A 12784-nucleotide genomic window follows, 5' to 3' on the forward strand; every position below is an offset into this window, starting at 1 on the left:
CCAGCGGGTGGTCGGCGGCGATCGCCATGAACTTGGCACCGAACAACGTGTCGGGCCGCGTCGTGAAGATCTTCAGTTCGGTTTCACCCTCGGGCGTGGTCGCAGGATCGAGCGCGAAGCGGATCAACAGGCCTTCCGAGCGGCCAATCCAGTTGCGCTGCATCAGCCTCACCTTGTCGGGCCAGCGATCCAGCGTGTCGAGCGCGTCCAGCAATTCCTGCGAGTACTTCGTGATCTTGAAGACCCACTGGTTCATCTCGCGCTGTTCGACGACAGCGCCGGAACGCCAGCCGCGGCCGTCGATCACCTGCTCGTTGGCGAGCACGGTCATGTCGACCGGGTCCCAGTTGATCTTGCGCTTCTCACGCTCGGCGAGGCCGGCGCGCAGAAAATCCAGGAACATCTTTTGCTGATGCTTGTAATAAGACGGGTCGCAGGTCGCGAACTCGCGTGACCAGTCCAGCGACAACCCGATCGAGCGCAGCTGCTTCTTCATCGCGGCGATGTTGTCGTAGGTCCACGCCTTCGGCGCCACCTTGCGTTCGATCGCGGCGTTCTCCGCCGGCAGCCCGAACGCGTCCCAGCCCATCGGGTGCAGCACGTTGAAACCCCTGGCCCGCATGAAGCGCGCCAGCACGTCGCCGAGCGTATAGTTGCGGACATGCCCGATATGGATCCGCCCGGACGGGTAGGGGAACATCTCGAGCACGTAATATTTCGGCCTGGAATCGTCGTTCTTGGCGGCGAAGATCGCCTTTTCGTCCCACTGGCGTTGCCAGCGCGGCTCGGTTTCACGGGCGTTGTAGCGTTCGGAGGTCATGGATTCGCAGGGCTTTTTGTGGATTCGCGTCCCGTTTGGGGACGGCGGACTAGGCCATAAAAGACAACGACGGGTCAATGGCTTGGAGGCAGGCGACGCCACCGGTTGCAGGTGCGGACCGCGGACATTCGGAAACTCCAAATTCGATTTTTGCGAAAAAGTTGCGGTACCCGGCTCTTGGCCGGTCGGGACATTTCGCTCGATCCGATTGAGGCCGGCTTAACGCTTCCGTGAGACGATAGGCTGGGCAACGCGAGATCATTTAAATCGTGACCGGGGACGCGTTCGACGAGCTCGATTTTGAATACGCGACGGCTTTCGCGGAGAAGGCCGTGCGCGCGATGTCGCAACATCATGTGCCACCGACGCCGAACAATTTTCATACCTGGTTCAAATATTCCCTCGGCACCTCACTCGATCTCAAGCGCGCCATCGACATTCTGATCGGCAACAAGCGAAAGTTCGACACCAGCACCAATCGTGACCTGTTCGCGATGTACGTCCGGGCGGACACCGGCGACGACACTGACGTCAACAACGTTTCAAACCACCTCCATTCGGTCATGGCCTCGGCCAAGCAGTATCTGAACGTGGCCATTGCCGATAACCGGTCGCAAATGATGGCGCTCGGTGATCTCGCCGAGCGGAGCGACGTCGGGGTCGATCCAGCGCCGCTGGTCGAAAATCTGCTGAACGAGCTGGCCAAGGCGGTGAACCGGGCAGCGAAGCTGGAGGCTCGCTTCGCCGAGTCGACGCGAGAACTCGACGCGATCCGCGATTCCCTGAGCAAATCGGAGGAGCGCGCCAAGACCGACACCCTCACCGATCTGCCCAACCGCCGTGCCCTCGAAGAGTTTTTCCGCAAGGCCCAGATCGCGGCGATGGAAAAGGGCGAACCGCTCAGCGTCCTGCTGATCGACATCGATCATTTCAAGAAGATCAACGACACTTTTGGACACGGGGTAGGCGACCAGGTGCTTCGCTTGATGGCCAACGTGCTGCGGGAGCGGCTGCGGGAATACGATCTGCCCGCCCGATACGGCGGGGAAGAACTGATCGCCGTGCTTCCGGGCGCCGACCTTGCCACCTGCGCGGCGGTTGCCGAGCGGATACGCCGCCTGATCTCCGAGTGTCGCATCACCCGCCGCTCGACCAAGGAGCTTCTTCCCAGCATCACGATTTCCATTGGCGTTGGACAATTTCAGCTCGGCGAGTCGATGGCGGATCTGATCGAGCGATGCGATCGCGCGCTCTATCTCGCGAAGAGAAACGGCCGGAACCAGGTCGTGACCGAGCACGAGCTTGATCGCGAACTGGCTGCGGACTAGAGCCCATCGAGCGAACGGAGTGCCGGTAAAGAGAGCTCAGCTCGCCAGCGCGACTGAGCCGTCCGTCGGACGCCCAAAGCCGTGTTCGACCACGGCGTTACGGCCGCGGTGCTTGGCGGCGTAGAGGGCGGCATCCGCGGCCTCGATCAGGTCGCCCGGCTGTTGCGCGGCGTTCGGCCTGGTGCAGGCGACGCCGACGCTGACGGTGACGGTTTGATAGCTGCTGGTACAATGGGGAAGCGCGAGGCGTTCGACCGCGGTGCGCACCATCTCGCCGATCTCCAGCGCCCGCTTGACGTCGGTGTTCGGCAGCAACAGACAAAATTCCTCGCCGCCATAGCGCCCGGCAAACCCCGTGGTCTCGGCGGCGATCCCGGCCAGCGTTTCACCGAGCCTGGTAAGGCAGGCGTCGCCTTCGGGATGGCCATAGGTGTCGTTGAACAGCTTGAAGTGGTCGACGTCGATCATCATCAGCGACAATTCGCTTTCGGATTGCCCGGCCTTCATCCATTCGAAATCGAGCCGGCTCTGGAAGCCGCGGCGGTTGGCAAGCCCGGACAACATGTCGATCGAGGCGATCACGGTCAGGCGGTCATTTGTCGCGACCAGCTCGCGCTCACGCTGGCTCAGCTGCGCCGCCATGGCGTTGAAGGCCCGGGCCAGGGGGACGAATTCCGCCGGCAGCGACTTGAGCGCCGCGCGGACCGACCACTCGCCCTGGCCGAAGCGTTTTGCGATCGAAGTTATTATCTCGATCGGCCCGATGATGAGCTTCTCCGCGGCGATCAAGGCGCCGAGCAGCACGAACAGGCTGACGAAGCCGAGCTGCAGATAGGCGGTGCGGATATCGCGGTTGATCGCAGCAGACACCCTGGCCTCGTCGATGCTGACGATCAGGCGCGACTCGGTGCCGGCTATGCGCGCGTAACTGACGATACGCTTCGATCCATCGGCGGCGACGAACGAGAGCGAGCCTTGCGGGTGGTCGGAATCCAGCGCGGTCTCTGCGATGGCCGATAACAGCGGTATGGTATCCAGAGAACGGCCGATCATGCTGACCTGATCCGCCGGCGCCGCCAGCACCGTTCCCGTGCTGTCGACCAGCACCGCCGAAATGCCGGGCCGGCCGCCGAGGTTGCTCATGATCTTCGACATCCAGTCGAGATTGACGCCGGCGAGAATGACGGAATCCGAATCGTCGCTGATCGCGGACACCGGATATGCCGCCATCACCACGGGCTTGTTGGTGATCCTGGCGAACAGGTAGTCACTGAAGACGATCTCGCGGGTCTCGCGCGCCTTCTTGAAATAGGCCCGGTCACTGACGTCGAGCCCGACGAAGACGTTGTTGGTCGAGCATTGCACGCGCCCGTCACCGCCTACGATCAGCAGCGTGCGAATCCACGGCAGATGGGTCGGCAGGCTGGCGCGCAGGATGTCGCAACTGCGGCCGACGCCACCCGCGGAGGCGCGGATATAGGCCGCCGATTTCAACACCGTTTCGACCGACGAGATGACTTCCTGCTGGGCATCGGCGCTGTGCTGCGCGAGATTTGCAAATTCCGCGGCGGCGACCGCAAGCTGCTTGGCTCGGGCGTCCTCGAGCGAACGAGCGCGTTCCAGCATCAGCGGAGCTACCAGAATCAGCGCCAGCAAGGCCAGCCGTGCGCGGATTCCGAGAAGCTGCTTGAGTTTCACTCTGTTGCGGTTGAAACTAACGCGTGACATCTTCGGTCCCCAACCCCACATCGGAGGCTAGAGGGAATGGTTCAAAAAGACTTTCCCTAACTCGGTAAGATTCGAATTACCCCGTAAATTTACGACCGACCGACGAGCATGACACCGCAAAACCCTTCGCCGATAACCGCGCATTCACCAAACGGGCTTGCCAATGTGGAGCAGGAGATCGCGCGCGCCTGCAACGAAGCGCGCCGCGACCGCGCGTCGGTGACGCTGATTGCGGTGTCCAAGACGTTTGCGGCCGACGCGATTGTGCCTGCAATCGAGGCCGGGCAGCGCGTTTTCGGCGAGAATCGCGTCCAGGAGGCCAAGGCCAAATGGCCAGGGTTAATGGCGTCTTACCCCGGCCTCGCCTTGCATCTGATTGGCCCGCTGCAATCCAACAAGGCGAAGGAAGCCGTGGCGCTGTTCGATGCCATCCATTCGGTCGATCGTCCGAGTATTTGCGAAGCGTTAGCCAAGGAAATCGAATCTCAGAAACGCCGGCCGCAATTGTTCGTCCAGCTCAACACCGGCGAGGAGCCGCAGAAGGCCGGGGTCGCACCAGGCGAGGCCGACGCCTTCATCGCCAGCTGTCGCGACAAATACGGTTTGCAGGTTTCCGGGTTGATGTGCATTCCGCCGGTCGACGATGCGCCGGCGCCGCATTTCGCGCTGACGGCAAAGATCGCCGCGCGCAACGGCCTGAAGAACCTGTCGATGGGCATGAGCGCCGATTTTGCGATCGCGATCCAGTTCGGCGCCACGCATGTGCGCGTCGGCTCGGCGATTTTCGGGCATCGGTAACCGTTCGCCGGGGCGCGTCGGGTGTGAATGACGGCTACTCAAACCCGACCGATACCTTGCCGATCTCGGCAAAATCGGCCCCGCAGACATCGCCGGACTGGATCGGCAGCGGCGGGTGGCAGGTGCCCGTGGTCACCACCTCGCCGGCTCGCAGCGTCACGCCGAGCTGGCGCAATTCGTTGGCGAGCCACGTCAATGCGACCCTGGGATCGCCGAGCACGTTCTTGCCGTGACCGGTGAATTGCTTACCCCGCAGCGTGATGACAGGCTTTTCCTCGACGAGATCGAGCGCACGCCAGTTCGCACCGGTCGGCGCTCCCAGCACAAACAGATGCGCGCAGGCATTGTCCGCGATGATCTGCTCGGCGCCCGCGCCGACGAAATCGGCGAAACGCGAATCCGGAATCTCGATCGCCGGATGCAGCGTGCCGACCGCGTCCAGCACCTCCCGCACCGAGTAAGGCTGCGCTCGCGGCGGCAAATCGGTTGCCATGCGAAAGGCGAATTCGGGCTCGGCGACGCGCATTTCGTTTCCCGCCATCGAAGCGGTGCCGCCATCTGGTATGACGGTTTCGGACAGGATGCGTCCGGCCATCGGGCCGTCGACGTTGATGTGCTTCTGCCCGGCCTCGCTGGTGGCTGCTATTTTCCAGCCGAACAGTTTTCCGTTCGAATAGTTTTCGATTCTCCCCTGAATGGCGTAGGCCTCGGCGCGGCTGCGCGGTCGCAGCGCTCCTTCGAGGCCTGCGAGCTTGGTTGCCGGCGCGCCAATGCTCATGCAGGATACGTGATGCCGCCATCTGGTTTTCATCGAGCATGGTTTTGCCGTTTCGAAAGAATTCCTACCCAATTACTATCCTGGTGTTCGGCCCCAGCCGCGCCAATAGTTGTAGCATGGCCGATCTTGTCATCGAAACGCACCCGGCAGTCGGTCCAAAATTGTCGCGCGCCAGATGCAAAAATACCGCGCTGCCGCGGCCTGCTACTCGCGGCGAGCTGTTGTGATCGATCTCGACAATGAAATCGTAGAGGTGGTCGTCGCGCCGGAGGCGGTCGCCGCTGCGATCGCGTTCCAGTCGTATGGGTTGATTGTAGTGGCGGCTGGCGGGGTCTTCGCACCAGGCGTCTTCAGGTCCGATGGCGCGAATCGGCAAGAACGTCCGCGGCCGCGGATGGCGGTCGGCGCGCCACCACAATTTTCGCGGCCGGAAGGTGCCCCTTGGCGTGCCGCCGTCCCCCTCGCGCTTGCTGGCCCTGATCCCCCCGCGCCCCAAGGCGACCGGCACGGTCCGGCCGCCGGCGGTCAGCCAGCCCCGGCGCGGATTGCCGGCGGCGGCGCGAATCCGGATCGCGGAAAGCGGCGGATCGCCGCGGCTTGATCGATAACCGTTTGAATTGACTATATTTCCCATAAATTTCGTAATCCCCCGGATTGTCCCCCCAGCTGCAATGCCCTATTTCACCCCCATTACAGGACATTCATCTGAATACCTGTGGTTTCTGGGGTAGACTGCACTTCGGCTTGTGAATCTGTAACAGCCCCCTACCTCAAGACGAACAAGACCTGACCGACGCTGAATCTACCAACCAAGACCACGGCTCAAGGCGCTTTCTGCTTGCACCTGCCGTCCCAGAGGATTGTACCCATGGCCAATGCCCGCAAGATCCTGATCGTGGATGACGACACCGATCTGCGCGATACGCTGGTGGAGCAATTATCGCTGCACGACGAGTTCGAAGCCTCCGCGGTCGATACCGGCGCCAAGGGCGCCAGTGCCGCCAAGGCCAACGCGCCGGATCTGGTGCTGATGGATGTCGGGCTGCCGGACACCGACGGGCGCGAAGTCGTACGCTCCCTGCGCAAGGGCGGCTTCAAGGCTCCGATCATCATGCTAACCGGACACGATACCGATTCGGACACCATCCTCGGCCTCGAATCCGGCGCCAATGACTACGTGGCAAAGCCATTCCGCTTCGCCGTGCTGCTGGCGCGGATCCGGGCGCAGCTTCGCCAGCATGAGGCCAGCGAAGACGCGGTGTTTTCCGTCGGTCCCTATAGCTTCCGGCCCGGCTCCAAGATGCTGACCGGCGCCAACGCCAGGAAGGTGCGGCTGACCGAAAAGGAGACTGCGATCCTGCGGTTTCTTTACCGGGCCGGCCAGCTGCCGGTCTCGCGCGAGACCCTGCTGCAGGAAGTCTGGGGCTACAATTCGGGCGTCACCACCCACACCCTGGAAACCCACATCTACCGGCTGCGCCAGAAGATCGAAAAAGATGCGGCCAATCCCGAGATCCTGGTAACCGAAGCCGGTGGCTACAAGCTGGTGCCGTGATACGATTCGGGCGACGATTCGCATCAAATTGGCCTGATTAGCGCGGCCCGATCACTGGTCCTGCATGTCGATCGAAGATGATGTTGCCTTGCTCGAGCGCGTCCCAACCCTGCGCCTGTTGGGAACGGCGGCCCTGCGCATGCTGGCGATTGGCTCCGAGCAGCGTGGTTTCGCCCGTGGCGACGTGCTGTTCAACGCGGGCGATGAGGCTGACGCGGGCTTCGTTGTTCAACGCGGCGCGTTCCGGATCGAGGACGGCGCCGGCGCCGAAATCGTCGCGGGTCCGGGCGCATTGATCGGCGAGATCGCGCTGATCACCGCAGTGCGGCGCCCCTCCACCGCGACCGCGATCGAACATGCCGCGGTGATCCGGATCGCACGCAGCCTGTTTCAGCGCGTGCTGGAGAGCGATCCCGCCGCGGCGCGGCGGCTGCGCGATGAATTCGCTACCCGCACCAGCCAGATCGCCAGCGATATTTTGATGGCCGGCGCGAAGCTGAGTATTTAGCTCCGCCACCCCGACGGGTCGTTGGCCAGGGACGGCGAAAGAGTTCGAAAACTCACACCTCCAGCGTCACCGTCACCGGCACATGGTCGGACGGGCGTTCCCAGCTGCGCGCGTCGCGCGTGATCCTGAAATCGCTGACGCCGTCCTTGAGCGCGCGCGAGACCCAGATGTGATCGAGCCTTCGGCCGCGATCGCCCACCGTCCAGTCCGCGGCCCGATAGCTCCACCAGGTATAGACCTTCTCCGACAACGGGATCCGCTCGCGCGCGACGTCGAACCATTCGCCGTGCGCCTGGGCCGCCAGCAACTTCTCGCATTCGATCGGGGTATGCGACACCACCTTCAGCAATTGCTTGTGCGACCACACGTCGTTCTCGTGCGGCGCGACATTGAGGTCGCCAACCAGGACATGGCGGTCGTCGCCGCGCGGATGCAGCGGCTCGCACGCCTTCATCTCGTCGAGAAATTGCAGCTTGTGCTCGAATTTCGGATTGAGCGCGGGATCGGGAATATCGCCGCCGGCCGGAACGTAGAAATTATGAACGACCAGCGGCTTCGACAGCTGTGCCTTCTCGCCGAATGCGACCGAGATGTGCCGCGAATCGATCTTGTCGCAGAAGGTGCGGATATCCGTGGTCTCGAACGGCAGTTTCGAGACCACGGCGACACCGTGATAGCCCTTCTGCCCGTTCAGCGCGACATGCTCGTAGCCCAGGCGCCGGAATCGCTTCAGCGGAAAGGCGTCGTCGACGCATTTGGTTTCCTGCAGGCACAGCACATCCGGCCTCACCGCCTTGAGGAATTTGGCGACGAGATCGATGCGCAGGCGCACCGAATTGATATTCCATGTTGTCAGGGAGAAGCGCATGGCGACCGGCTGGGCGGGAAAACGTGCGACTGATGACGCACGTCCCTGCCCGGCAATCAAGAATGATTTTCAGCCGGGTGGCGTTCCGTAATTGGTGAAGTCGATCTTGAACAGGCCGGGATCGACCTTTCTGGAGGTGTCGAGGTTGTAGACCGCGACCGTGGTGTCATATCCCTGCGGATCGGTCACCGTCCATTGCTTGAGCTGGCCGTCCTTGGCGCCGACCATCAGCATCAGGCGGCTGGTGCCGATCAGCGCCTGCTTCTCCTCGATGGTGACGCTGACGAAGAGGTCGTCGGCCGTCACGCTGACGACATTGGTGTCCTTCATGAGATCGATGCGGTCCGACAGCAGATAGCGCAGCGGCGTCTGCGACAACGGATAGATGTCCTGGGTCGCGAGCTTGCGATCGCGCACCGCCACCGACGATCCGTCGGCAATAATGTCGATCGGACTTGGCGCTTCATATTCAAAACGCACCTTGCCGGGTTTCTGGATGTAGAAATCACCCTTGGTCTTGCTGCCGTCGGGCCCGACCTGGACGAAATTCCCGACCAGCGTCTGCAGCGACGACAGATAGGCGCTCACTTTGGCTGCCTGCGCCTTCTGGTTGGCGTCGAAGCTGGAAAAAATACTGGCGGGAAGATTCCGGCGCGGATCGGGAATCACCGGATCCGGCGGCGTCGCCGAAGTAGCGCCCGTCGTCATCGGAGCCTTCTGCTGGTCCGACGCACTCATCTGCACGCGGTCGCGCGCCCTCGGCGCCGGCTTTGGAATCGGGACATTCTGCGCGGAAGCGGATGTCACGACAGACGGCACGGCAATGCAGACGATCGACGTCGCGACCAGCAACGCCAGTCCGCGGCGCATGCCGCCGTCAGCGAACCGCCCCGCCCTTCGCAGCCTTGCAATTCCAGGAAGTTTTGCAATTCCAGGAAGTCTTGGATTTCCAGAAAGGTTTGGATTTCTGTTCAACGCGTGGTCCTGTCAGGCTTTGGGCCATTTTATCGTGGTTTTGACGAAAGCAGATATCGTTTTTCCGTGAAAATAGAATTCCAACCTCCGCCCCGCGGCCCGGTCATTCCAACTCAAAAGCCGCTTTCTTCCTCCTCGACCAGAATCTCGCGCTTTCCGGCGTGATTGGCCTGGCCGACGATGCCCTCGAGTTCCATCCGCTCCATCAGCGAGGCGGCGCGGTTATATCCGATCTGCAGCCGGCGCTGAATGTAACTGGTGGAGGCCTTGCGGTCGCGCTTGACGATCGCCACTGCCTGCGAGAACAGGTCGCCGCCGCCCTCGCTGCCCATGCCGGTGGAATCGAACACCGCGCCGTCTTCATCGACGGGTTCGTCCGCGGTGACCGCTTCGAGATATTCCGGCTGGCCTTGCGTCTTGAGATGGCGCACCACCTTCTCGACCTCTTCGTCCGAGACGAAGGGGCCGTGCACGCGGCTGATGCGGCCGCCGCCGGCCATGTAGAGCATGTCGCCCTGTCCGAGCAGCTGTTCGGCGCCCATTTCGCCGAGGATGGTGCGGCTGTCGATCTTCGAGGTGACCTGAAACGAGATGCGGGTCGGGAAGTTCGCCTTGATGGTGCCGGTGATGACGTCGACCGAGGGCCGCTGCGTGGCGAGAACCACGTGCAGGCCGGCGGCGCGCGCCATTTGCGCCAGACGCTGCACCGCGCCTTCGATATCCTTGCCGGCGACCATCATCAGGTCGGCCATTTCGTCGACGATGATGACGATATAGGGCAGCGGCTCGAGATCGAGCTTCTCTTCCTCGTAGATCGCCTTGCCGGTTTCCTTGTCGAAGCCGGTATGCACCGTGCGCGTCAGGTCCTCGCCCTTGGATTTCGCTTCCTTCAGGCGTGCATTATAGCCGTCGATGTTGCGCACGCCGAGTTTCGACATCTTCTTGTAGCGCTCTTCCATCTCGCGCACCGCCCATTTCAGGGCGACCACGGCCTTTTTCGGGTCGGTCACGACCGGCGTCAACAGATGCGGAATACCGTCATAGACGGAGAGTTCGAGCATCTTGGGATCGACCATGATCAGGCGGCACTGATCGGGGCGCAGCCGATACAGAAGGCTGAGGATCATGGTGTTGATGGCGACCGACTTGCCGGAGCCGGTGGTGCCCGCGATCAACAGATGCGGCATGCGCGCGAGATCGACGATGATGGAATCGCCGCCGATGTTCTTGCCGAGACACAGCGGCAGCTTCGCGACCGATTCGGCGTAGTCCTTGATCGCCAGCAATTCGCGCAAATAGACCTTTTCGCGATGCGGGTTCGGCAGTTCGATGCCGATGGCGTTGCGGCCGGGAACCACCGCGACGCGCGCCGAGAGCGCGCTCATCGAACGCGCGATGTCGTCCGCAAGCCCGATCACCCGCGACGATTTGATGCCGGGCGCGGGCTCGAGCTCGTACAGCGTCACCACCGGACCCGGATGAGCCTTGACGATTTCGCCCCGAACGCCGAAATCGCCGAGCACGCCTTCCAGCGCGCGCGAGTTGGATTCGAGCTCCGACTTGCTGAGCGGCTGGCGGTCGGACGCCTTCGGCGCGGTCAGCACGGAAACCGGCGGCAGCTCGAACCGGTCGGTGGATTTGCGCGACGGCGCGCGCGGAGCGGCTTTCTTGCGCGGGGCGCGGGCGGCCGGCTCCTCTTCTTCCTCGTCGTCCTCTTCTTCGACTTCGTCGAGATCTTCTTCGCCGCGGGGAGCCAGCGAGGGTCCCGCGCGGCCGAGGCTCGGCTCCTGGCGTTCGAACGAGAGCGGGCGCGGCGCCGGCGCGCTTGCGACCAGCGAGCCGTAAGCCAAGGTCAAAAACCGCCACAGCCGCGCCTTCGCACTCATCAGGGCGTGAAATGCCCATCCCAGTGAGACCGAACCGGCGTCCTCGTCTTCCTCGAACGGCGCGTCGTCGTCCTCGACCGAGGTCAACTCGCCGTCCTGCGGGCGCGAACCCATGCCGCACGCGAACAGGAAGGCTGCGGCGCCGGCGACGAAAAGCAGTGTCCCGAGCACGAGGCGATAGAGGAAACCGGGCGGGCCGAACACCACGGCAGGCGCCCGCACCAGCGCGTCGCCGACCACGCCGCCGAGCCCGGTCGGCAGCGGCCATGCGCCGCCATGCGGCCAGCAGCTGGCAAAACCCGCCGAGATCACCGTGCAGAGGATCCAGCAGCCGATCCGCAGCGCTTCACGGTCGAAGGCGCGATGGGTCAGCATGCGCCAGCCCCAGATGGCGACGGGCAGGATCAGCATGATCGCGCCCAAGCCCAGAATCTGCATCAAGAGATCGGCGCCGATCGCGCCGGGATAGCCGACGACGTTGCGGATCGCGCGTGAGGTCGCATGGCTGAGGCTGGGGTCCTGCACGGACCAGGTCATCAGCGCCGCCGCGGCCACGCCGGAAAGCGCGATCAGGCCGAGTCCGGCGAGCTCGCGCAGCCGTCGCGCCAACGCTTCGCGGATCGCAGCCGGCAATTGGCCGACCAGGGGAATGACACGTTCGATCGCCGGCATGCTCATGGGCTTTCGCGACTAATCCAGAATTTCCACCAGCCGGTGCAACGCCTCGGCTGTCGTTTCGCTGTCCGCAACCAGCGCCAGGCGAATATAGCCGGCGCCGGGATTGCTTCCGTCGGGTTGCTGTCGCGCCAGATAGCTTCCGGGCACCACGCGCACGCCGCCTTCCCTGTACAGTTTCACCGTGGCCGCTTCGTCGCCGCCGCGCTCGGACACGTCGAGCCAGACGCAGAAGCCGCCGGCAGGCCGGCGATAGCCATAGCGATTGCCGAGGATCTGGTCCGCGAGATCGAATTTGATGCGGTAGAGGCGGCGATTCTCTTCGACATGCGCTTCGTCGCCATAGGCCGCGATCGCGACATGCTGCAGCGGTACCGGCACCTGGGGGGCGGCGACATTGCGCAGCTCGTGAAACATGCTGAGAAACTTCCTGTCGCCGGCGGCAAAGCCGACCCGCATGCCCGGCAGGTTCGAACGCTTCGACAGCGACTGGAATGCGACGACGTTGGTGAAATCAGGCCCGGCGCATTCCAGCATGCTGCCGGGGGCCTCCCTGGTGTAGATTTCCGAATAGCATTCGTCGCTCAGGATCATGAAGCCGTGGCGGTCGGCGAGTTTTTTCAAGCGGCCGAAATAGTCCGATGTCGCCACCGCGCCCTGCGGGTTCGCGGGCGATGCGATGTAGATCGCGACCGTGCGCGCGAACGTGGCATCATCGAGCGCGTCGAGATCGGGCAAAAATCCGTTGGCCAGCGTGGTCGGCAGATAAATCGCCTCGCAGCCTGCGGCACGCGCGCCGGCAGCATAAGCGGGATAGAACGGGTTCGGGATCAGGATCGCAGGCTTGCCCCTGCGCTCACCGACA

General features: G+C 63.1%; 11 protein-coding genes and 1 pseudogene. 4 read left to right on the forward strand and 8 right to left on the reverse strand.

What is annotated here, in order from left to right:
* Window positions 1-820 (reverse strand): class I tRNA ligase family protein (locus tag QZ213_RS14555; RefSeq protein WP_291686781.1); only part of this gene is annotated, 820 nt, incomplete at its 3' end.
* A 341-nt stretch (window positions 821-1161) separates the two neighbouring features.
* On the opposite strand from QZ213_RS14555, the gene QZ213_RS14560 reads away from it, so the two are divergent.
* Complete coding sequence (locus QZ213_RS14560) at window positions 1162-2148, forward strand: GGDEF domain-containing protein (RefSeq protein ID WP_291686790.1); 987 nt, start codon at window positions 1162-1164, stop codon at window positions 2146-2148.
* Window positions 2149-2184: 36 nt separating this feature from the next.
* On the opposite strand, the gene QZ213_RS14565 is transcribed toward QZ213_RS14560, so the two are convergent.
* Entirely contained in the window at window positions 2185-3876 is a 1692-nt protein-coding gene (locus QZ213_RS14565) for a diguanylate cyclase (protein WP_291686782.1), read from the reverse strand.
* A 108-nt stretch (window positions 3877-3984) separates the two neighbouring features.
* On the opposite strand from QZ213_RS14565, the gene QZ213_RS14570 reads away from it, so the two are divergent.
* Window positions 3985-4674, forward strand: coding sequence for a YggS family pyridoxal phosphate-dependent enzyme (locus tag QZ213_RS14570; protein WP_291686783.1), 690 nt, complete (start codon window positions 3985-3987; stop codon window positions 4672-4674).
* Window positions 4675-4708: 34 nt separating this feature from the next.
* Here QZ213_RS14570 and QZ213_RS14575 read toward each other — a convergent pair.
* Both QZ213_RS14575 and QZ213_RS14580 read right to left on the reverse strand, forming a co-directional pair.
* Window positions 4709-5492 (reverse strand): annotated as a pseudogene (locus QZ213_RS14575) (hydratase).
* A 24-nt stretch (window positions 5493-5516) separates the two neighbouring features.
* Complete coding sequence (locus tag QZ213_RS14580) at window positions 5517-6086, reverse strand: L,D-transpeptidase family protein (protein ID WP_291686784.1); 570 nt, start codon at window positions 6084-6086, stop codon at window positions 5517-5519.
* Between the two features lie 234 nt (window positions 6087-6320).
* Here QZ213_RS14580 and QZ213_RS14585 point away from each other — a divergent pair, with 234 nt between their 5' ends.
* Window positions 6321-7007, forward strand: coding sequence for a response regulator transcription factor (locus tag QZ213_RS14585; RefSeq protein WP_024514994.1), 687 nt, complete (start codon window positions 6321-6323; stop codon window positions 7005-7007).
* A gap of 64 nt (window positions 7008-7071) precedes the next feature.
* The gene (locus QZ213_RS14590; protein WP_291686785.1) at window positions 7072-7515 is read left to right on the forward strand and encodes a cyclic nucleotide-binding domain-containing protein; all 444 of its coding nucleotides are present in this window, start codon (window positions 7072-7074) and stop codon (window positions 7513-7515) included.
* Between the two features lie 52 nt (window positions 7516-7567).
* Here QZ213_RS14590 and QZ213_RS14595 read toward each other — a convergent pair whose 3' ends face one another.
* The 4 genes from QZ213_RS14595 to QZ213_RS14610 form a co-directional block, all read right to left on the reverse strand.
* Window positions 7568-8383: an exodeoxyribonuclease III gene (locus QZ213_RS14595; RefSeq protein ID WP_291686786.1), complete on the reverse strand. Its 816-nt coding sequence runs from the start codon at window positions 8381-8383 to the stop codon at window positions 7568-7570.
* Between the two features lie 69 nt (window positions 8384-8452).
* Window positions 8453-9253, reverse strand: a complete 801-nt coding sequence (locus tag QZ213_RS14600; protein ID WP_291686787.1) for an outer membrane lipoprotein carrier protein LolA — start codon at window positions 9251-9253, stop codon at window positions 8453-8455.
* 218 nt (window positions 9254-9471) lie between these two features.
* Complete coding sequence (locus QZ213_RS14605) at window positions 9472-11922, reverse strand: DNA translocase FtsK (protein ID WP_291686788.1); 2451 nt, start codon at window positions 11920-11922, stop codon at window positions 9472-9474.
* A gap of 12 nt (window positions 11923-11934) precedes the next feature.
* A partial coding sequence (locus QZ213_RS14610; protein WP_291686789.1) for an aminotransferase class I/II-fold pyridoxal phosphate-dependent enzyme occupies window positions 11935-12784 on the reverse strand: 850 nt, incomplete at its 5' end.

It is taken from the genome of Bradyrhizobium sp., assembly GCF_017881085.1.
Taxonomy (GTDB): domain Bacteria; phylum Pseudomonadota; class Alphaproteobacteria; order Rhizobiales; family Xanthobacteraceae; genus Bradyrhizobium.

Bases quoted from the DNA above. Each gene is read 5' to 3' on its own strand.
- QZ213_RS14560 (WP_291686790.1), top strand. From the start codon at position 1,162: ATGTCGCAACATCATGTGCCACCGACGCCGAACAATTTTCATACCTGG.
- QZ213_RS14590 (WP_291686785.1), top strand. From the start codon at position 7,072: ATGTCGATCGAAGATGATGTTGCCTTGCTCGAGCGCGTCCCAACCCTG.
- QZ213_RS14565 (WP_291686782.1), bottom strand. From the start codon at position 3,876: ATGTCACGCGTTAGTTTCAACCGCAACAGAGTGAAACTCAAGCAGCTT.
- QZ213_RS14580 (WP_291686784.1), bottom strand. From the start codon at position 6,086: ATGGGAAATATAGTCAATTCAAACGGTTATCGATCAAGCCGCGGCGAT.
- QZ213_RS14570 (WP_291686783.1), top strand. From the start codon at position 3,985: ATGACACCGCAAAACCCTTCGCCGATAACCGCGCATTCACCAAACGGG.
- QZ213_RS14595 (WP_291686786.1), bottom strand. From the start codon at position 8,383: ATGCGCTTCTCCCTGACAACATGGAATATCAATTCGGTGCGCCTGCGC.
- QZ213_RS14585 (WP_024514994.1), top strand. From the start codon at position 6,321: ATGGCCAATGCCCGCAAGATCCTGATCGTGGATGACGACACCGATCTG.
- QZ213_RS14605 (WP_291686788.1), bottom strand. From the start codon at position 11,922: ATGAGCATGCCGGCGATCGAACGTGTCATTCCCCTGGTCGGCCAATTG.
- QZ213_RS14600 (WP_291686787.1), bottom strand. From the start codon at position 9,253: ATGCGCCGCGGACTGGCGTTGCTGGTCGCGACGTCGATCGTCTGCATT.